Origin of the sequence: Comamonas sp. JUb58 (assembly GCF_004364775.1) — a bacterium.
Classification (GTDB): Bacteria; Pseudomonadota; Gammaproteobacteria; order Burkholderiales; family Burkholderiaceae_C; genus Comamonas.
In genome coordinates, this window is record NZ_SOAL01000003.1 from 208,226 (window position 1) to 226,548 (window position 18,323).

The following is an 18,323-nucleotide window of genomic DNA, read 5'->3' on the forward strand; positions in this document are numbered from 1 at the left end:
GCCGAGGCCGGCAGTGGATTCATCAAGGAGGCGGGTATGCAGGTGGTGTGTTTTGCAGGCTATTCCGGCAGTGGCAAGACGACCTTGATCGAGCAGGTCATCCCGGTGCTGATCGCGCAGGGCCAGCAGGTGTCGGTCATCAAGCATGCCCACCACCGCTTTGACATCGACACCCCCGGCAAGGACACCTGGCGCCACCGCCAGGCCGGCGCCTACGAGGTGCTGGCCGCCTCCGACCAGCGCGTGGTGCTGATGCGCGAGCTGCCCCAGACGCAGGAGCCCGATGTGCATGCGCTGATCGCCCAGCTCGACAGCCAGGTGGACTGGGTGCTGGTGGAAGGCTTCAAGGACTGCGACCTGCCCAAGCTGGAGGTGCTGGCCAATGCGCCAGAGGCCAACGGCAAGGCGCCGCTCTATCCGCAGGATGCGGCCGTGCAGGCGGTGGTGCTGTCGCCCGCCCGCCAGCTGCTGCCCGCCACGGCCTTGCCGCAGCTGCCCCGCGATACCCCTGCCGACGTGGCCCAGTGGCTGCTGGCGCACAGCGCCCGCTTTGCCTATACCCCGCCCTGTGTATTTGCGATCGATACCGCCGGCTGAGCGGGCCGTAGCTATGTTCGGCCCGCCTGGAGGCGGCCGACAACCCAAGGAATGATTGAATGAACAGCCAGCCCCGTCCCCCCCTGAAATCACTCGATGCCGCCCTGGCCGAGCTGCTTGCCTATGCCCAGCCGCTGGAAGGCCAGGAGCTGCTGGACAGCTTTGATGCCGACGGCCGCGTGCTGGCGCAGGCCCTGGTCGCTGGCTTGCAGGTGCCGCCTTTCGACAACAGCGCGATGGATGGCTATGCGCTGCGCGCCGCCGACCTGAGCGGGCCCGAGCTGGCCCTGCCGGTCAGCCAGCGCATTGCAGCGGGCAGCATCGGCGAGCCCCTGGCTGTCGGCACCGCCGCCCGCATCTTTACCGGGGCGGCCGTGCCCGCGGGCGCCGATGCCGTGGTGATGCAGGAAGAATGCAGCCTGCTGGACGATGGCCGGGTGCAGGTCAATGCGGCGGTCAAGGCAGGGCAGAACATCCGCAAAAGTGGCGAAGACATGCAGCTGGGCAGCACGGTGCTGACCGCCGGCACGCGCCTGGGCCCTGCCGAGCTGGGCCTGGCTGCCAGCATGGGCTGCGCGCGTTTGCCAGTGGCGCGCCGCCCGCGCGTGGCCTTGTTCTCCACTGGTGATGAGCTGGTCATGCCCGGCGATGTGGCGCCGCAGGACTTGCCCGCCGGCAGCATCTACAACAGCAACCGCTTCTTTTTGCGCGCCATGCTCCAGCGCCTGGGTTGCGAGGTGCGTGATCTGGGCATCGTGCCCGACAGCTACGAGGCCACCGTGGCCGCGCTGCAGGCGGCGGCGCAGCACAGCGACCTGGTGCTGACCAGCGGCGGTGTGTCGGTGGGTGAGGAAGACCACATCAAGCCAGCCGTGCAGGCCTTGGGCAGCCTTGATCTCTGGGCCATTGCCATCAAGCCGGGCAAGCCCTTTGCCTATGGCCGGGTGGGCCAGGCCCATTTCATCGGTCTGCCGGGCAACCCCGTCTCCAGCTTTGTGACCTTTGCGCTCCTGGTGCGGCCTTTTCTGCTGCGCTTGCAAGGCGTGCAGGCGCTGGCCCCGCAGGCCATCGATATGCGCGCCGATTTTGACTGGCCGCGTGCCGACAAGCGCCGCGAGTTTTTGCGGGTGCGCCTGAATGCCCAAGGCGGTCTGGAGCGTTTTGCCAACCAGGGCTCCGGCGTGCTGACCTCGGCCGTCTGGGCCGATGGCCTGGTCGACAACCCGCCCGGCCAGACCATTGCGCAGGGCGATACCGTGCGCTTTGTGCCCTTTGCCCAGCTGCTGGGCTGAGCGAGGGGAGAATGTGATGACTTTGAAAACCGTACAACTGCGCTATTTCGCTGCCATCCGCGAGGCCATTGGCCATGGCAGCGAGGCCTTTGCCACCGATGCCAGCACCGTCGCCGAGCTGCGCGATGCCTTGCTGGCCCGGGGTGAGCCTTATGCCAGCTGCCTGGCCCGGGGGCGTGTGCTGCGCATTGCCGTCAACCAGGCGCTCAGCGATGAGAGCGCGGCGCTGGAAGCGGGTGCCGAGGTGGCGTTTTTTCCGCCGGTGACGGGCGGTTAAGCGCGCTTAGGCGGCGCCATCTTCTGCGGGGCTGGGCAGCAGCAGCTCGGGCGCCTTCCATTCCAGCAGCTCAGCCAGGCGCAGCACCACCCAGCGTGCTTCCTCGGCGCTGATGCCGGCATCTGGTGTTTGCAAACCGCTGTAGATGGTCTGCAGGATGGCGCTCTCGGACGGGGCGCTTTGGTGGTAGAGGATCTGCGCCTGCTCTACCAGCATCTGCGCCAGGTCTTCGCAGAGCTCATAGCGCTGGGCGATCTCATCGAGCGGCTGGCGCAGGCGCTGGTTGCGGCCCTGGAACAGGGCGATGAAGGAATCAGGGACAAAGATCTGGCTGCCGTCTTGCATGGGAGTGGCTCAGGTGGTGTGCGTGTTCAGGGCGTAAAGCGCTTTTCGAAGCGGGCCACATCTTCTTGCAGCTCAAAGGTCACCACCTGGCCCATTTTGCGGTCGCTCTCGCGGCAGGCGGCATAGACGCTGGTCCGGCCTTCAAGGTCCATCGCCGGGATGTCGATGATCGCGTAAGGGTAGGGAACGAAGACATGGTGCTCGAACACAATGCGGTGCAGATTGCGCGGATTGGGGTAGAGCAGGAAGCCGTGGGCATTCAGGGTCTGACTGGGCATGGAAAGCATCCAAAGAGAAAACAGGTCATGCAAGCGCGTGGGCAGGCGCCGGAATGCGGGCATTCCAGCAGCCCAAAACTTGCAGAGGGCCACCAGTGTGCCGCAATCGCGAAGCTGGGGTGGCCCGCCATGGTTTGCAGCCGGGCCCGGCGGGCATGCTAGGCTTCGGTTCTTGATGCTTTTTTTGCCGAGACGCCGCCATGTTGCACACCCATATCGCCGTACAGACCGCTGACTTTGATGTGAGCGAGGAGCTGCGCCTGCTGCGCGCCGCCGACGGCCGCATTGGCGCAGTCTGCAGCTTTGTCGGCACCGTGCGCGACCGCAATGCGGGCAGCCAAGTGGCCACGATGGAGCTGGAGCACTACCCCGGCATGACGGAGAAATCGATTGCCCAGATCGTCGAGGCCACCAGCCAGCGCTTTGACATCTTTGGCGCCCGCGTCATCCACCGCGTGGGGCTGCTGTCGCCTGGCGACCAGATTGTGCTGGTCGCCGTCTCTTCGGCGCACAGGGGGGAGAGCTTCCAGGCCTGCGAGTTCTTGATGGACTACCTCAAGACCGAGGCGCCGTTCTGGAAGAAGGAAGACACGCCTGAGGGCGCACGCTGGGTCGATGCCCGCGTCAGCGACGAAGCCGCGATGGCGCGCTGGGGCCTGCCCAAGCGCTGACAGCGCCCCCCGTCTGTTTGCAGCAAGTTTGACGGGGCGCAAGCTGCGGCCAGCGCATGGCTGATGCAATGGCCGCGGGGAGCAGCCCGTTTTTGCACGGGACCACAGGCCGTAGGAGAGGGCGCACAGCGTTTGGCGATGTGCTCCGACAAGGCCTATATGTGCAGCGAGGTTCTTGAAAATTCGAGGTCCAGCGCAAAATATTCCCCAGTAACAATTGTTGAGTGGGAACATTCATGCGAATCGACAAACTGACAACCAAATTTCAAGAAGCGCTGGCCGACGCCCAATCGTTGGCCTTGGGCAATGACAATGCCTATATCGACCCCGTCCATGTGCTGGCCGCCATGCTGCGCCAGCCCGATGGCCCCAAATCGCTGCTGGCGCGCGCAGGCGCCAATGCCACGGCGATGAGCACGGCGGCAGAAAACGCGATCAAGCGCCTGCCGCAGGTGCAAGGCCAGGATCAGGTGACGGTAGGTCCCGATCTTCAGCGCATGCTGCAGGCCACCGAGAAGGAAGCCATCAAGCGCGGCGACCAGTTCTATGCCAGCGAGCTGTTCTTGCTGGCGCTCACCGATGACAAGGGTGAGGCGGGCCGCATCGTCAAGGAAGGCGGCCTGAGCCGCAAGGCGCTGGAAACAGCGATTGACGCGGTGCGCGGTGGCCAAGCGATGGACAGCGCCGACGGCGAAAGCCAGCGCGAAGCCTTGAAGAAATACACCTTGGACCTGACCGAGCGCGCCAAGCTGGGCAAGCTCGACCCGGTCATCGGCCGTGATGACGAGATCCGCCGCACCATCCAGGTGCTGCAGCGCCGCAGCAAGAACAACCCCGTGCTGATCGGTGAGCCCGGCGTGGGCAAGACGGCCATCGTTGAAGGCTTGGCCCAGCGCATTGTGGCTGGCGAAGTGCCAGACACCTTGCGCGACAAGAAGGTGCTGGTGCTGGACATGGCTGGTCTGCTGGCGGGTGCCAAGTACCGTGGTGATTTTGAAGAGCGCCTCAAATCCGTGCTCAAGGAAGTCGCGCAGGAAGAGGGCCGGGTGATTCTCTTCATCGACGAGATCCACACCATGGTTGGCGCCGGCAAGGCCGATGGCGCCATGGATGCGGGCAATATGCTCAAGCCTGCGCTGTCGCGCGGCGAGCTGCACTGCATTGGCGCGACCACCCTAGACGAGTACCGCAAGTACATCGAAAAGGATGCGGCGCTGGAGCGGCGCTTCCAGAAGGTACTGGTCAACGAGCCCTCGGTGGAAGACACCATCGCCATCCTGCGTGGCCTGCAAGAAAAGTACGAAGCCCACCATGGCGTGGATATCACCGACCCGGCCATCGTGGCTGCGGCCGAGCTGTCTGCACGCTATATCACCGACCGTTTCCTGCCTGACAAGGCGATCGACCTGATCGACGAGGCTGCGGCCAAGATCAAGATCGAGATCGACTCCAAGCCCGAGGTCATGGACAAGCTCGAGCGCCGCATGATCCAGCTCAAGATCGAGCGTGAGGCGATGAAGAAGGAAAAGGACGAGGCCTCGCAAAAGCGCCTGTCCCTGATCGAAGAAGACCTGTCCAAGATCGAGCGTGAGTACGCCGACATGGAAGAGATCTGGAAGGCCGAGAAGGCCGATGCGATGGGCTCGGAGCAGCTGCGCAAGGACCTGGACCAGGTGCGCTTCCAGATCCAGGAAGCCACGCGCAGCGGTGACTTCAACAAGGTGGCCGAGTTGCAGTACGGCAAGCTGCCGGCACTGGAAAAACAGCTGGCCGAAGTACAGGCCGACGAGAAAACCGAAGGCGCCAAGGACAAGGGCCACAAGCTGCTGCGCACGCATGTGGGGGCGGAAGAGATTGCCGAGGTGGTCAGCCGCGCGACGGGGATTCCGGTGTCCAAGATGATGCAGGGCGAGCGTGACAAGCTGCTGCGCATGGAAGACAAGCTCCACGAGCGCGTGGTGGGCCAGGACGAGGCGATCTCCGCCGTGTCCAACGCCATCCGCCGTTCGCGCTCGGGCCTGTCCGATCCGAACCGGCCAACCGGCTCCTTCCTGTTCCTGGGCCCGACTGGCGTGGGCAAGACCGAGCTGTGCAAGGCGCTGGCGGGCTTCCTGTTTGACAGCGAAGACCACCTGATCCGCATCGACATGAGCGAGTTCATGGAGAAGCACTCGGTCTCGCGCCTCATCGGTGCGCCTCCGGGCTATGTGGGCTATGACGAAGGCGGTTACCTGACCGAGGCCGTGCGCCGCAAGCCCTACAGCGTGATCTTGCTCGATGAGGTGGAAAAGGCCCACCCCGATGTGTTCAATATCCTGCTGCAGGTGCTGGACGACGGCCGCCTGACCGATGGCCAGGGCCGCACGGTGGACTTCAAGAACACCGTGATCGTGATGACCAGCAATATCGGCTCGCAGCTGATCCAGGCGATGGTGGGCGAATCGTATGAGGATGTAAAAGACGCTGTCTGGGGGGAACTGAAAAACCATTTCCGTCCCGAATTCCTCAACCGCATCGATGAAACCGTGGTGTTCCATGGCCTCGACGCCCAGCACATCGAGTCGATTGCACGCATCCAGCTGAAGCAACTCGAAAACCGCTTGGCGAAGATGGATCTGCATCTGCAGGTCTCCGATGCGGCGATGGCCGAGTTGGCCAAGGTGGGCTTTGATCCGGTGTTTGGTGCCCGGCCGCTCAAGCGGGCGATCCAGCAGCGCATCGAGAATCCGCTGTCGCGCTTGCTGCTTGAAGGCGTTTACCCGCCAAAAAGCAATATTCCGGTGACCGTGGATCCGGTGCAGGCACCGGGCGAGTTCCATTTTGGCAAGGCAGAAGTGCAGTAATGCACTGAGCGAGGGGCCGTGCATAACCATGCATGGCCCTTCATCTTTACGCTGCGATATGCTTGTTGACAGTGACAGGGGCTTGAAAAAGCCCGGCAACGGCATAACATGGGTAACAAGCGCTGTCATACAGCGATGAAAGGAAGTGCGTTGAACGAGTTGTTGGCAACTGTGGTGAGCTGGACTTTGCGAATTGCGATGGTGCTGGCTGGTCTGGTGTTTTTTGTCAGTCTGATGGTCGTGGCCGCAATCGCTGCCATGCTCTGGGCTGTGCGCCTGCTCTGGGCCAAAGTCACCGGCAAACCCGTGGTGCCTTTCGCGTTCAAGATGAACCCCGCATCGGGCTGGACCACGGTCTATCGCAGCACGGCGCGCTGGTCGGCCAACAAGGGCGCACGCGCTTCCGAGTCGGCAGCCAGCGCATCGGGCATGCGCGCTTCCGTGATAGATGTGACGGATGTGGAGCCTCGTGAAATCCGTTCACAACACTGACTGACCTGATGCAGGCTGCGGCCTGCTGGTGTGCAAAGCCCGGTTGTGCCTGATGCAGACCGGGTTTTTTTATGGGGCCAAGCTATGGATGTGAGCGAGTTGCACAGCCGTTTTGAGGCCATGCGCGCGGCCAGCCGTGCGCAGGCCGATACGCCGTTGCTGCTGCGGCGCGAGCGCTTGCTGCGCCTGCAAAAGCTGCTGCAGGACAACGAGGCGCGACTGTGCGCCAGCGTGCAGGCCGATTTTGGCCAGCGCTCGGCCCGGGTGACGACCTTGACCGAACTGCTGCCGCTGCACAGCCAGCTGCGCCAGGCGCTGGGTGCCCTGCGGCGCTGGGCAGCGCCCCGGCCCGAGGCCACGCCCTGGCATTTCTGGCCTGCGCGCGCCTGGGTGCAGGCCATGCCGCTGGGCGTGGTGGGGGTGATTGCCCCCTGGAACTACCCCTTGCTGCTGTCCTTGGGTCCGCTGGTCAGCGCGCTGGCCGCCGGCAACCGCGTAATCATCAAGCCCAGCGAATACACCCCGGAGACCATGCAGCTGCTCGCCGAGCTGCTGCCAAGCTATTTCGCCGATGACGAAGTGGCCTTGCTGGCGGGGGATGCCGGCGCCTCGGCCGAGCTGGCCGCCTTGCCGCTGGACCACCTGCTGTTCACCGGCTCGGCCGCCACCGGCCGCAAGGTGGCGCTGGCCGCTGCCAACCAGCTGGTGCCCACGACCTTGGAGTTGGGCGGCAAATCGCCTTGTCTGCTGGAGCAAAGCTGCGATATCCAGGACGCGGCGCGCAAGATCGCCCATGCCAAGCTGCTCAATGCCGGCCAGACCTGCATCGCGCCGGATTACGTCCTGCTGCCGCGCGGCAGCGCTGCTGCCTTTGTCGAGGCCTATGCCCAGGCGGTGCAGCACATGTACCCGCAGCAGCAAGGCAATCCTGACTACACCTCGGTCATCCATGCGGCCCATGCCAGCCGGGTGCTGGGCATGCTGGCCCAGGCGGAGCAGGCCGGTGCCCAGGTGATTCGCCTGGAAGGTGGCGGTGCAGAGGTGTCCCAAAGCCGTATCGGCGATGGCATCAGCCGGCAGCTGGCGCCGGCCTTGGTGCTGGGCGTCAGCGCGCAGATACAGCTGATGCAGGAGGAGATTTTTGGCCCGGTGCTGCCGGTGTTGCAGTACGACGACCGCGAGGAGGCGATTGCGGCCATCAACCAGGGCGAGGTTCCGCTGGCGCTGTACTGGTTTGGCCAGGACCGCCGCCAGGGCCGGGATGTGGCGCAGCGCGTGCGCGCAGCCGGTATGTGCATGAATGACTGCCTGCTGCAGTTTGCCCATGGCAGCCTGCCCTTTGGCGGCTGGGGCAAGAGCGGCTGGGGTGCGCTGCATGGCTACCATGGATTCATGCGCTTTTCTCATGCCAAGCCTGTGCTGCGTCAAGGTAGCTGGTCGGCCGCCAAATGGCTGTATCCGCCCTATGGTCGGCGCTTTGATGGGCTGATGCGCTGGCTGAGTTGCAGCTTTATGCGCTAAGCCATTGATTTTGCTTTGGAGATGGTCTTCGGGTAAACGCCTAGCGCAAATGCAGTCATTTGCAAACCCCTGCACAAATTGACCTACAAGCCTATTGTGGGGCTACCCAAATGATGTCAGGAGTGAGACAATGGCCGGCTTTCGCGCACCATATCTCTGCAGCGCGCTGTTCACGCGCTGACTCTTCCATATGCCCTTAAAAAAGCCATCAGCAGTGCCTTGTTGCCCGCTGATGCTGCGTGAGCCATGGTGTGTTGCAGGTGGGTGGATGTTGAGCCTCAGGGTGCTCCATCCCCACTTGACACCCGGCCGGGCGTGATGGTCGCAGTGTACGACGAGATATACGTGCTTTTTGGTTAATTCATTGATTTTTGTTTTCGGTTATCCATGTCTGAAACTATCCAGGTTCGTCCCGCAACTCTCCGTGATGCCAAAGCCATTGCCCAAATCCATGCCGCCGCTTCGGTGGAGAGCTATCGCGGTGTTTTGCCCGATGACCAACTGAAGTCCATCTCTTCCGTCGAAAAGCGCCAGGCTTACTGGCGCGAAGCCATCGAATTCTGTGAGCCACAAGTGCAAGTGGCCGTCGAAAACGACAAGATCGTCGGTTTCATCGGTTTTGACCGCTCGCGCGATGCCAAGACCCGCCCCACCACCGGTGAAATCTGGGCCATCTATGCTGCCCCCACCCACTGGGACCAGGGCGTGGGCGTGGCGCTGTGGGATGCCGCACGTGACGGCCTGTCCGAAGAAGGCTGCACCTCGGTGACCGCCTGGGTGCCGCTGCGCAATGAGCGCGCACTGCGTTTCCACGAGTCTGCTGGTTTCAAGCGTGAGATGTCGACCGCCAAGACGGCCACCGTCGGTGCCATCAAGATCGAAGAAGTGCGCATGCAGCGCTCCTTGATGAACCGCTGATCCTTGCTGGCCGGGCATGTGCCGGCCCTGCGTTGGCAGGGCGGTGATGCCCTGCTCTCAAGAGGCCGTCTTGGACGGCCTCTTTGTTTTTCCCCCGTTGGCAGCTGGCGCCTCGCTGGCCTGCCCCAGAAAGCCTTTTGTATGACCACTGCCCAGCCAGAGAGTTTGCCCACCATCCACTGGGAGGAAGACGGTGAAGCGCGCAGCGCACGCTGGCGCAGCGAGCGCGGTGCCGCCGCTGCCAGCCGCGTGGTGCTGGCCGATGACACCTTGCCCGCCGATGTGGCCTACCGCATGGCCTGCGAGGGCACGGCGCTCTTGTGGCGCGGTGATTTCCAAAATGCGCGCATGCTGCTGCAGTCGCTGACGCGCCGCCTGGACAAGACCGGTGAGCGCAAGACCAAGAAAAAGCCCGCCGCCCCTGCAGTGGCCGGCATGCCCACGCCACAGCTGGCCTTGCCCTTCCACCAGCAGCGCCAGCTGCAGGCGCAACGCGCCCGTGTGCTGTCGATGGTGCTGATCGAGCTGGACCCGCAGTACGCCATCCACCTGCGCCGTGCGCCACAGGTGCAGGCCGCTTGCGTCGATGCCTGGGGCGCGCCCGAGGGCGATCTGGCCCAGGTGGTGTCCTTGCGTGAGCTGCAGGCCCTGGTGGGCGCCCATGAGTGGCGCAAAAAGGGTGTGGAAATCCCCGCGCTGGCCAAGCTGGCCCCCAAGGCCTATGACCGCATCCACCCGCACTACGGCGTTTTCTCGCCGGTGCGGGGCGAGTATGTCGACCTGATTGCCCAGGCGCCGCTGCCCACCGCTCTGGCCAAGCAGTCGCTGGCCTATGACATCGGCACCGGTACCGGCGTGATCGCCGCCGTGCTGGCGCGCCGTGGCATCCAGAAGGTGCTGGCCACCGATACCGATCCGCGTGCACTGGCCTGCGCCAAGGAAAACCTGGAGCGCCTGGGCGTGGACCAGAAGGTGGAGCTGGCCCAGATCGATCTGTTCCCCGAAGGCAAGGCCGCGCTGGTGGTCTGCAACCCGCCCTGGGTGCCTGCCAAGCCCAGCGCGCCGGTCGAGCGTGCGGTGTACGACGAAGGCAGCCGCATGCTGCGCGGCTTTCTGGCAGGCGTGTCGGCACACCTGGTGCCCGGTGGCGAGGCCTGGTTGATCCTGTCCGATTTTGCCGAGCACCTGGGCCTGCGCAGCCGCGAAGAGCTGCTCACCTGGATCTCCCAAGCCGGCTTGCAGGTCGTTGGCAAGAACCATATCCGCCCACGCCACCCCAAGGCCCAGGATGCCGCCAACCCGCTGCACCAGGCCCGCGCGGCCGAGATGACCACGCTCTGGCGCCTGCAGGTGGCTTGGTGATCTGGCGCATGACGCCGGTGCCCCCCTCTTTGGGCGCTTGCTGAACGGGGCCAACCATGCGCTTGTTGCTTGCGCCCATGGAGGGCCTGCTCGATTTTGTGCTGCGCGATGTGCTCACCAGCATTGGTGGAGCCGACCGCTGCGTGTCGGAGTTCATCCGCATCACCGGCAGCTTGCTGCCCGACAAGGTCTACCTGCGCACCATGCCCGAGTTGCGCAACGGCAGCTGCACGGCAGCGGGCACGCCGGTGCGCGCCCAGCTGCTGGGCAGTGATGCCGCCAGCATGGCGGCCAATGCCGTGCAGCTGGCGGCGCTGTCACCCGAGGGGATTGATCTGAACTTTGGCTGCCCGGCCAAGGTGGTCAACCGCCATGGCGGCGGTGCCGCCTTGCTGCAGGACCCGGCTGCCATCCATGCGGTGGTCAGTGCGGTGCGCGGCGCTGTGCCTGCCGCCATGCCGGTGTCGGCCAAGATGCGCCTGGGCTTTAACGATCGGGCGCTGATGCTGGACTGCGCCTTGGCGATGCAGGAAGCCGGTGCCTGCGAGCTGGTCGTGCATGGCCGCACCAAGCTCGATGGCTACCGCCCGCCTGCCTACTGGGACCAGATTGCGCGGATCCGCGAGGCTGTGCGCATCCCCGTTGTGGCCAATGGCGAGATCTGGACCGTGGAGGACGCCTTGCGCTGCCAAGCCGAATCCGGTTGCCAGGATCTGATGCTGGGCCGTGGCATTGTGGCCGACCCGGGCCTGGCCTGGAGCATCCGCAAAGCGGTTGCCGAGCGCGATGGCCTGCCGCTGCCCGCGGGCATGCGCGATGTGCAATGGCCCGACCTGCTGCCTGCCTTGCTGCGCTTTTGGCACCTGGTCTGCGAGGACCTGGAGCCGCGCCAGCGCGCCGGCCGCCTGAAGCAATGGCTGAACCTGATGCGCCGGGCCTTCCCCGAAGCCGAGGAGGCCTACCAGCATGTGCGGGTGATGACCGACCAGGCAGCGATCACCGTGTGGCTGGATGGCTTGCAGCAGCAAACGCTGCTGGAAGCGGCTGTTTAAAGCAGCGCTTAAAGCAAAGAGTCCGGCGTAAACGGACTGATGATCTTCAGCATCAGCCGCAGCGGCAGGCTGGAGTCGGGCTCGGTGGTCTGGTCTTTCAGCCTTGTGTTCTGCGGTGCCTCCCAGAGCAGCTTGCCGTCTTTCAGCACCACATGCCAGGCGGCACTTTCCAGTCCCTTCTCGATCATGCCAGCCGCCTGGCCCGAGAGCTTACGGCTGCGCACCAGCACCGCTATTTCCGTGTTCTGCAATTTGGAGCGTTGGTCCAGGTTCATCGAACCCACGACCAGCAATTGGCCGTCAAGCACCAGCACCTTGCTGTGCAGCATCACGCGGCGACCTTCACGAAAACTGTTCTGCCCGCTGCCCAGGCCAAAGGCGGCGCGCAAATCGCTCTCGTCGCTGACCAACTCATAAAGCTCGACACCATCGCGCAGCAAGGTCTCACGGTGGCGGGCATAGCCGATATGGGCAATCGGTGCATCGTTGGACGACAGCGAGTTGGTCAGAATGCGCACGCGCACGCCCCGCTGCACGGCATCCTTGAAGGCCTGGCGCATCGATTCGCCGGGCACAAAGTAGGGCGAAACGATCAGCAAATCCTTTTTGGCATAGCCCAGCAGCTGCACCAGGCCGTCCACCACCGAATCGGCGCTGGGGCTGTGGCCGGGGTTGCGGGTCTCAGCCAACGCGCGCAGCTGCGCCAGGCGCTTGTTGTCCAGCACGCCAGGCGCGGCGCTCAGCGGGTTGGTCTGGCCGTCGGAATCCACCGCCGGTATCTTGCTGGGCGCATCGGCCATCACCACCGAATGGGCCCAGACCAGCGGCACCGTCTTCAGGTCCACCGGTTGCATGTCCCAGGCGCGTTCGCGCTGCTCGGGCGAGATGGCGCCACCCGGGCGCGGTTCGCCATCGGGCGGTGAGGGCAGCGCCCCGCCGCTGGTGTTGCGTGCTGTCGGCTCAGGTGTCGAGTCCATCGCATCGTCATCACCGCCTTTGCTGGGGCGGGCCTGGTAGGCCTGCTGCATGTCTTCCAGCGCCTGCTTGCTGATCAGCGACTGCACCGGGTAGGCTCGCTCGTTGTTCCAGTAGCTGTCAAAGCTGCTCGACAGATCCCGCACGGCTGGGCCCATGACGAGCACATCGGTGTCCAGGAAGTTGGAGCTCTCGTCATTGTCGAAATAGGCATCGCCCAGGTTGCGGCCGCCCATGATGCCCATGGCGTTGTCGGCCAGGAACAGCTTGTTGTGCATGCGCTGCTGGGCGCGTTGGAAGTCGGTGGCCGCGTTCCACATGCGGCTGACGGGCGAGTCGCGGTCACCCGGCAGCGGGTTGAACATGCGCATCTCGATGTTGGGCTCAAAAGCCAGGCGCATCACCTGCGCATTGCGGCCGGTGCCATGGAAGTCATCGAGCAGCACACGCACACGCACGCCCCGGCGCGCCGCATTCACCACGCTTTCGAGCAAGCGCGCGGTGCTGGCATCGGCATGGATGGCGTAGTACTGCACATCCAAGGTGTGCTGCGCGCCCTGCACCAGGGCCAGCCGCGCGCCATAGGCCGCTTGCGCGCCGGCCAGAATCTCGAAGCCGGATACCCCGGGCCCCGCCTTGCTCTCGGCCTTTTGGCGCTGCTGGCTGATCTGTACCAGCGGGCTGCTGGCGGCAGGCGGCTGGGCGGTGGACACGGGACGGTCGACCTGGGTTGGCAGTTTGCTCGCGCAAGCGCTGAGCAAAAGCGAGGTGCATACCAGAACCAATCCGCACCGCAGCTTGCGCCAGGGTGATCTCTCAGCGAAACGCGATGGAAACAAAGCAGAGGTCAGCGAAGCAATCGGCATGGCGGCAGGTTCAATCAGTGGGCTGGCGTTATTGTGCGGGAGCTCTGGCTATCGTGGTGCGCGCGGGCGCGCTTTGGCGGTGCTGTCGTACAGGGCGATATGGCGGAGGCGTCGTGGCGCCGCAACGCCGTGCTCCGCTGGGATATCGCTTCAATAGGGTTTTTGCCCAGGCGCCTCCTGCAAGCGCATCTGTAGCATTGCGAAAAGCATTTGAATTCTGTTTTTCAATAGCTATTAGGAGACCCGTTTATGCCTCGATCACTGCGCTTGTACAGCTTGGCCCTGCTACTGCTGGCTATCGCGATACCACCCGAAGACGCCTGGGCCGCGCGCAAGAAAAAAACCGAGGCCACGCAGGCGCCCAAGAAGCCGGCCAAGGTCAAGGTCAAACGCCAGCGCAGCAGCAGCGCCGAAACCCCGGCCGAGCGCGACCGCCGCCTGCTGCGCGAATGCAAGGGCCTGCCCAATGCCGGCGCCTGCCTCGGCTACGCCAACTAAACTTTTCCGTCAGAACGCGCCGTGGCCCTGGACACGGGCCAGCACGCGAAGGTCGGCGCCAAAGGGCTCGATGGAGCGGATGTCCAAGGCCGGTGCCTGGTCCAGCTGCTGCAGCGCCATGCCAGCAAACGCCGGCAGCCCTTGGCCGACCAGCTTGGGCGCCAGGTAGAACAGGCACTCATCGACCAAGCCCGCTTGCAGCAGCGCACCATTCAAGATGCCACCTGCTTCCACATGCAGTTCATTGACTTCCCGCTTACCCAGATCTTGCATCAAGGCAGCCAGGTCGATGCGGGCCTTGGGATCTGTTGAAGCTGGATCTGGCAGGCGCACGATGGTCGCGCCAGCGGCTTCCAGTGCCAACTGGCGGGTGCTGTCTTCGCTGCGGGTGTAGATCAGCACTTCGCGTTCAGCAGCAAAGATGCGGGCTTGAGGAGGGGTGCGCAGCTGGCTGTCGAGCACCACCAGACGAGGCTGGCGCGGGGTGTCCACATAGCGCACATCCAGGGCCGGGTCATCGGCCAGCACGGTGCCCACGCCGGTCAGGATGGCGCAGGCCCGGGCGCGCCAGAAGTGGCCATCGGCGCGGGCGGCTTCGCCGGTGATCCACTGGCTGCGGCCATCGGGCAAGGCGGTGGCGCCGTCGAGCGACATGGCGGCCTTGAGCCGCACCCAGGGTTGCTTGCGCACCATGCGGCTGAAAAAGCCGATGTTCAATTCGCGTGCGGCATCGCCGCCGTCCTCCGGCGCACAGACCACCACCTCCACGCCGGCGGCGCGCAGCCGGCCAAAGCCATTGCCGGCAACCAGCGGGTTCGGGTCGGTGATGGCACCCACCACCTTGGCCACACCAGCGGCTGCCAGCGCATCGCAGCAGGGGCCTGTGCGGCCATGGTGCGCGCAGGGCTCCAGGGTGACATAGGCGGTGGCACCCACGGTGCTGTGGCCGCGAGCTACTGCATCGCGCAAGGCCATGATTTCGGCATGCGGACCACCTGCCCGCTGCGTGTGGCCCTGGCCGATGACCTGGCCATCGGCAGCCAGCAGCACGCAACCGACGCGGGGATTGGGGGAGGTAATGAACAGGGCGCTGGCAGCCAGGTCCAGCGCGGTTTGCATCGATTGATCAGTCATGGAGCTTTGTCGCAATAGGGCCGGTACCTAGGCGCATTGCAGTCAATGGCCGGCCAGCTTGGCGATTATCGGCGCAAGACCGCGCTGGCTCTGCATCGCCCGGTTTTCATCCCGATCGAATTAAATTTTTTAATGAAAAGAGGCTTTACTCGATGGCGTGAAAAATAAATAATTACAACTATGAATTCAATAGTTTTAGTTTATTTATTGAAATATAAAAGTTTGCGTTGGCAGCCAGGGCTGACCGCCGTCGAGCTGATGGTGGTCATCAGTTTGCTGGCGATTATCGCAAGCGTGGCCGTACCCAGTTTCAGCGGCCTGCTGCAGCGCTGGCGTGTGCGGCAATCGCTGGAGGCCATGCATTCTGCGATCCATCTTGCGCGCTCCGAGGCGATCAAACGCAGTGGACAGGTTGCCTTGCAGCGCATCCCCACCAGTGGACACTGCCAGGCCCGCGCGCGGACCAACGATTGGAGCTGTGGCTGGCAGGTCTGTGTGCATGGCTTGGGTCAGCAGCAATGTGCGCCAGATGCTCTGGTCATTCAGCGCTATGAGGCGCCGTCGGGCCTGCAGGTGCAGCGCAGCAGCTTGGGGGAAGGTATTCGGTTTGACCGCTGGGGCATGCCAGTAGCGGGCTTCAGCTTTTTGCTGCTTCCCAAGGGCAAAGGCCTGGAGGATGCCGCCGCCAAAGGGCTGTGTACCAGCCGAGGCGGTCGCGTGCGGGTCGTCGACAAGCCGCCTTGCCCCGTACGGGGATGAAAGAGGATCCAGCCCATGTCCATGCCATCCCACCCTCAAGCCTCCTTCTCGCGAGGCATCAGCTTGCTGGAATCGCTGGTGGCCATGGTCGTGTTGGTGCTCGGCGTTTTGGCAATGCTGGCGATGCAGCTGCACACACTGGCGGACACGCAGACCACTACCCGGCGGGTGCAGGCAATCCGTCTGATCGAAGACCTGGGGGAGCGCATACGTGCCAACCCCCATGCCTGGGACCAGCTGGAGCACTATGTCAGCGATTGGCAGGACACGGACAACGCTGATATCGCCCAATCTTGCAGTGAGCGCCCCTGTAGCGCGGCGGAACTGGCCGAGCATGAGCTGGCACAGTGGCGGCTGCAAGTGGCGCGCAGCTTACCGCTGGGTCAATCCCGGATTTTTTTGGCACCCGGCGAAAACCAGGCCGCCAACCGGCGCCAGCTGGGCGTGATGATCCGCTGGCGCGAAAGCACGCATGCCAGCCAAGGCTCCAGTGACCATGCGCAGTACCGCAACCCGGTCGATAGTACCCGGAGTGTAGGCGAAGGGGCCCGCACCGATGCGGTGGAAGAACGCGGCGGTGATGTAGTTTGCCAGGACGATGATGGCGATCTGCGCTACACCTGCCATCTGCAGTACCTGGCCCTGAATGCACGTTGCACAGCAGAGCGCATGGGCAGCGCGGTGCATTACCACTGCGGAGGGGCTTGATATGCCAAGACATGTCAGCCCCTTATTGCATGCTGAATCGCCATCGCGGCATTTTTCCAAACCCAGGCTCCAACAACAAGGCTTTAGTCTGGTCGAGTTGATGGTGGGCATGGCTGTTGGTTTGCTGGTAATGGCCGCTGCCAGCGTGGCTTTGCTGGCTTCCCGCAGCCTGTCAGCTACCGTCAGCGATGCCAGCTATTTGCAGCAGCAGGCCAGCTATGCCTTGCGCATCATCGGCCTGCAATTGCGCCAGGCGGGTGGCTTGTACCTTAATCTGAACCTTTCTGCGGGCGTCGATGCATCGCTGAACTCGGCGTTGGCACCAGCGACTTTTGAAACCGCCGCACCAGCCGTGGGCAGTGCCCGTGGCTACGCACCGCAAACCGATATTCTGCGGGGCAGCCATAACAGCCTGCAGACCGGCCACCGCCGCTACAAGGAGCCCGTCTTTGCCCAATCCGGCCTGGCCGCACAAGCGCGCAACTGCCTGGGGGGGCCGGTGGATGCCAGCGCTGATCAGCGTCTGGAATCGCACTTTCGGCTGCGTGGCCATGTGCTGCGCTGTGGCGGCAACGATACCGCCGCGTCGCCTCAGCCCCTGGTGGAGAACGTGGCGGCTTTTCGCCTGCGTTATTTGCGCATGCAGGCAACAGGCACGGCGCAGCCGCAGCTCCAGTATGTGAACGTGCAGCAGGCGGGCCGCGATTGGTCAGAGGTGGTGGCGGTGGAGGTCTGCCTGGTGCTGTTTGGCCAGCAAGCCGGCGCCTTGCCTGCGGGCAGCGGATATAGCGGCTGCGATGGCGAATGGGTGCAGGTCGCTGATTTGACTGGCCCGCGCAAAGGCCGCATGCACCGCGTATTTCGCAATCTGTTCCAGTTGCGCAGCCAGGGCAGCCTATGACAAGCGCTGGCCGCTTTCGCCATCGCAGCCGGGGCGCTGCTTTGCTGACGGTGCTGGTCTTCAGCATGCTGTCGATGTTGTTGGCCTTGTGGGCGGCGCGTACCGCCTGGTATGGCGAGCTGGTGGTCGGCAATGATGCCGATTACCAGCGGGCCTTTGAGGCCGCAGAGGCCTTGCTGCTGGACGCCGAGCTGGATATTCGTGGTGAGCGGGCCGATGGCCGTCCCTGCGCTTATGGTGGTCTGCCTCGTGGGGCGTCCTCCAAGGTATGCCGCAGCGGGGGCACCACCAAGATTCCGCTAGAGAACGCCGATCTGCCCGCCTTCCTGGCCCAGCTCAGCGCCCAGCCGCAACGCTGCATTGATGCCCTCTGCGCCAAACGCGTAGGGCGCCAGGATATCTGGAATGCGCCTGCCCGCGGAACCGCAGCCCGGCAGGCGGGCGAACAAGACCTGTTCGCGCTGATTCGCGCTGGCACCGGTGCGCGTTACGGCCAATACACCGGCGCGCAACTGGGCGACGCAGACCGGCCCGCCCATCCCATTCTGGCCGATCGGGGCGCGGCCGAAGCGGGTGGCTGGTACTGGATTGAAGTCATTCCCTATACCGACAGCAAACCCGGTTTGATCAGCAATGCAGCGGCACAGCAGCTGGAGCTGGTGGGCTTGTCGCCGCATGTGGTCTACCGCATCACCGCCGTGGCCTTTGGCAGAAAGCCGGACACCTTGGTGGTGCTGGAGCAGAGTTACGCCCGCCCCAGGCGCAAAGACTGAGAGGCAGATATGGATCGCAAGAATGCAGGAGTCGCTTCACTCTGCAACCGTAAAAGCACTC

The 18,323-nt window shown here is 64.1% G+C and carries 19 protein-coding genes; 15 read left to right on the forward strand and 4 right to left on the reverse strand.

Annotated features, from left to right (window positions below; translation table 11 throughout):
• Positions 1–36: 36 nt before the first annotated feature.
• The 3 genes from mobB to moaD are packed head-to-tail and all read left to right on the forward strand — an operon-like array spanning position 37 to position 2,166.
• On the forward strand, positions 37–597 hold the full coding sequence (mobB, locus tag EDF71_RS04545) for a molybdopterin-guanine dinucleotide biosynthesis protein B (RefSeq protein ID WP_133855435.1): 561 nt from the start codon (positions 37–39) through the stop codon (positions 595–597).
• Positions 598–656: 59 nt separating this feature from the next.
• Complete coding sequence (gene glp, locus EDF71_RS04550) at positions 657–1,889, forward strand: gephyrin-like molybdotransferase Glp (RefSeq protein ID WP_133855436.1); 1,233 nt, start codon at positions 657–659, stop codon at positions 1,887–1,889.
• A 16-nt stretch (positions 1,890–1,905) separates the two neighbouring features.
• A complete protein-coding gene (moaD, locus tag EDF71_RS04555) occupies positions 1,906–2,166 on the forward strand; it encodes a molybdopterin converting factor subunit 1 (RefSeq protein WP_133855437.1) in 261 nt (86 codons plus the stop codon).
• A 6-nt stretch (positions 2,167–2,172) separates the two neighbouring features.
• On the opposite strand, the gene EDF71_RS04560 is transcribed toward moaD, so the two are convergent.
• Both EDF71_RS04560 and EDF71_RS04565 read right to left on the reverse strand, forming a co-directional pair.
• Positions 2,173–2,511: a hypothetical protein gene (locus EDF71_RS04560; protein ID WP_133855438.1), complete on the reverse strand. Its 339-nt coding sequence runs from the start codon at positions 2,509–2,511 to the stop codon at positions 2,173–2,175.
• Positions 2,512–2,537: 26 nt separating this feature from the next.
• Positions 2,538–2,789 carry a hypothetical protein gene (locus EDF71_RS04565; RefSeq protein WP_133855439.1) on the reverse strand — a complete coding sequence of 84 codons (252 nt, stop codon included), beginning with the start codon at positions 2,787–2,789 and terminating at the stop codon, positions 2,538–2,540.
• 200 nt (positions 2,790–2,989) lie between these two features.
• Between EDF71_RS04565 and moaE the strand changes: the two genes are divergently transcribed.
• The 7 genes from moaE (at position 2,990) to EDF71_RS04600 (ending at position 11,648) form a co-directional block, all read left to right on the forward strand.
• Positions 2,990–3,460, forward strand: coding sequence for a molybdopterin synthase catalytic subunit MoaE (moaE, locus tag EDF71_RS04570; RefSeq protein ID WP_133855440.1), 471 nt, complete (start codon positions 2,990–2,992; stop codon positions 3,458–3,460).
• Positions 3,461–3,696: 236 nt separating this feature from the next.
• Complete coding sequence (gene clpB / locus EDF71_RS04575; protein WP_133855441.1) at positions 3,697–6,303, forward strand: ATP-dependent chaperone ClpB; 2,607 nt, start codon at positions 3,697–3,699, stop codon at positions 6,301–6,303.
• Positions 6,304–6,453: 150 nt separating this feature from the next.
• Positions 6,454–6,795 carry a hypothetical protein gene (locus tag EDF71_RS04580; RefSeq protein WP_133855442.1) on the forward strand — a complete coding sequence of 114 codons (342 nt, stop codon included), beginning with the start codon at positions 6,454–6,456 and terminating at the stop codon, positions 6,793–6,795.
• 45 nt (positions 6,796–6,840) lie between these two features.
• Positions 6,841–8,316, forward strand: coding sequence for an aldehyde dehydrogenase family protein (locus tag EDF71_RS04585; RefSeq protein ID WP_279586274.1), 1,476 nt, complete (start codon positions 6,841–6,843; stop codon positions 8,314–8,316).
• Positions 8,317–8,703: 387 nt separating this feature from the next.
• Positions 8,704–9,234, forward strand: a complete 531-nt coding sequence (locus EDF71_RS04590; RefSeq protein WP_133855444.1) for a GNAT family N-acetyltransferase — start codon at positions 8,704–8,706, stop codon at positions 9,232–9,234.
• Positions 9,235–9,375: 141 nt separating this feature from the next.
• Positions 9,376–10,596 carry a class I SAM-dependent methyltransferase gene (locus EDF71_RS04595; RefSeq protein ID WP_133855445.1) on the forward strand — a complete coding sequence of 407 codons (1,221 nt, stop codon included), beginning with the start codon at positions 9,376–9,378 and terminating at the stop codon, positions 10,594–10,596.
• Between the two features lie 56 nt (positions 10,597–10,652).
• Positions 10,653–11,648 (forward strand): tRNA-dihydrouridine synthase, encoded by a 996-nt coding sequence (locus EDF71_RS04600; protein WP_133855446.1) that lies wholly within the window; start codon positions 10,653–10,655, stop codon positions 11,646–11,648.
• A gap of 8 nt (positions 11,649–11,656) precedes the next feature.
• Here the strand turns inward: EDF71_RS04600 and EDF71_RS04605 are convergent, their stop codons facing one another.
• Positions 11,657–13,336 carry a phospholipase D family protein gene (locus tag EDF71_RS04605; protein ID WP_347876659.1) on the reverse strand — a complete coding sequence of 560 codons (1,680 nt, stop codon included), beginning with the start codon at positions 13,334–13,336 and terminating at the stop codon, positions 11,657–11,659.
• Positions 13,337–13,738: 402 nt separating this feature from the next.
• Between EDF71_RS04605 and EDF71_RS04610 the strand changes: the two genes are divergently transcribed.
• Positions 13,739–13,987, forward strand: a complete 249-nt coding sequence (locus tag EDF71_RS04610) for a hypothetical protein (protein WP_133855448.1) — start codon at positions 13,739–13,741, stop codon at positions 13,985–13,987.
• A gap of 9 nt (positions 13,988–13,996) precedes the next feature.
• Here EDF71_RS04610 and ribD read toward each other — a convergent pair whose 3' ends face one another.
• Positions 13,997–15,121 (reverse strand): bifunctional diaminohydroxyphosphoribosylaminopyrimidine deaminase/5-amino-6-(5-phosphoribosylamino)uracil reductase RibD, encoded by a 1,125-nt coding sequence (gene ribD, locus EDF71_RS04615; RefSeq protein WP_133855449.1) that lies wholly within the window; start codon positions 15,119–15,121, stop codon positions 13,997–13,999.
• A gap of 180 nt (positions 15,122–15,301) precedes the next feature.
• Between ribD and EDF71_RS04620 the strand changes: the two genes are divergently transcribed.
• Genes EDF71_RS04620 through EDF71_RS04635 form a run of 4 tightly spaced genes read left to right on the forward strand, consistent with a single transcriptional unit; the run spans position 15,302 to position 18,262 of the window.
• Positions 15,302–15,880 carry a GspH/FimT family pseudopilin gene (locus EDF71_RS04620; protein ID WP_133855450.1) on the forward strand — a complete coding sequence of 193 codons (579 nt, stop codon included), beginning with the start codon at positions 15,302–15,304 and terminating at the stop codon, positions 15,878–15,880.
• Between the two features lie 15 nt (positions 15,881–15,895).
• Entirely contained in the window at positions 15,896–16,588 is a 693-nt protein-coding gene (gene pilV / locus EDF71_RS04625; protein ID WP_133855451.1) for a type IV pilus modification protein PilV, read from the forward strand.
• A 1-nt stretch (position 16,589) separates the two neighbouring features.
• Complete coding sequence (locus EDF71_RS04630) at positions 16,590–17,489, forward strand: PilW family protein (protein ID WP_133855452.1); 900 nt, start codon at positions 16,590–16,592, stop codon at positions 17,487–17,489.
• Positions 17,486–18,262 carry a pilus assembly protein PilX gene (locus EDF71_RS04635; protein WP_243854170.1) on the forward strand — a complete coding sequence of 259 codons (777 nt, stop codon included), beginning with the start codon at positions 17,486–17,488 and terminating at the stop codon, positions 18,260–18,262. The genes EDF71_RS04630 and EDF71_RS04635 overlap by 4 nt, the downstream gene beginning before the upstream one ends.
• The last annotated feature ends 61 nt before the right edge of the window (positions 18,263–18,323 follow it).

What these genes read in the sequence shown, in the direction of transcription:
- mobB (WP_133855435.1), top strand. Translation starts at nt 37, where the DNA reads ATGCAGGTGGTGTGTTTTGCAGGCTATTCCGGCAGTGGCAAGACGACC.
- glp (WP_133855436.1), top strand. Translation starts at nt 657, where the DNA reads ATGAACAGCCAGCCCCGTCCCCCCCTGAAATCACTCGATGCCGCCCTG.
- moaD (WP_133855437.1), top strand. Translation starts at nt 1,906, where the DNA reads ATGACTTTGAAAACCGTACAACTGCGCTATTTCGCTGCCATCCGCGAG.
- EDF71_RS04560 (WP_133855438.1), bottom strand. Translation starts at nt 2,511, where the DNA reads ATGCAAGACGGCAGCCAGATCTTTGTCCCTGATTCCTTCATCGCCCTG.
- EDF71_RS04565 (WP_133855439.1), bottom strand. Translation starts at nt 2,789, where the DNA reads ATGCCCAGTCAGACCCTGAATGCCCACGGCTTCCTGCTCTACCCCAAT.
- moaE (WP_133855440.1), top strand. Translation starts at nt 2,990, where the DNA reads ATGTTGCACACCCATATCGCCGTACAGACCGCTGACTTTGATGTGAGC.
- clpB (WP_133855441.1), top strand. Translation starts at nt 3,697, where the DNA reads ATGCGAATCGACAAACTGACAACCAAATTTCAAGAAGCGCTGGCCGAC.
- EDF71_RS04590 (WP_133855444.1), top strand. Translation starts at nt 8,704, where the DNA reads ATGTCTGAAACTATCCAGGTTCGTCCCGCAACTCTCCGTGATGCCAAA.
- EDF71_RS04595 (WP_133855445.1), top strand. Translation starts at nt 9,376, where the DNA reads ATGACCACTGCCCAGCCAGAGAGTTTGCCCACCATCCACTGGGAGGAA.
- EDF71_RS04600 (WP_133855446.1), top strand. Translation starts at nt 10,653, where the DNA reads ATGCGCTTGTTGCTTGCGCCCATGGAGGGCCTGCTCGATTTTGTGCTG.
- EDF71_RS04610 (WP_133855448.1), top strand. Translation starts at nt 13,739, where the DNA reads ATGCCTCGATCACTGCGCTTGTACAGCTTGGCCCTGCTACTGCTGGCT.
- ribD (WP_133855449.1), bottom strand. Translation starts at nt 15,121, where the DNA reads ATGACTGATCAATCGATGCAAACCGCGCTGGACCTGGCTGCCAGCGCC.
- EDF71_RS04620 (WP_133855450.1), top strand. Translation starts at nt 15,302, where the DNA reads ATGAATTCAATAGTTTTAGTTTATTTATTGAAATATAAAAGTTTGCGT.
- pilV (WP_133855451.1), top strand. Translation starts at nt 15,896, where the DNA reads ATGTCCATGCCATCCCACCCTCAAGCCTCCTTCTCGCGAGGCATCAGC.
- EDF71_RS04630 (WP_133855452.1), top strand. Translation starts at nt 16,590, where the DNA reads ATGCCAAGACATGTCAGCCCCTTATTGCATGCTGAATCGCCATCGCGG.
- EDF71_RS04635 (WP_243854170.1), top strand. Translation starts at nt 17,486, where the DNA reads ATGACAAGCGCTGGCCGCTTTCGCCATCGCAGCCGGGGCGCTGCTTTG.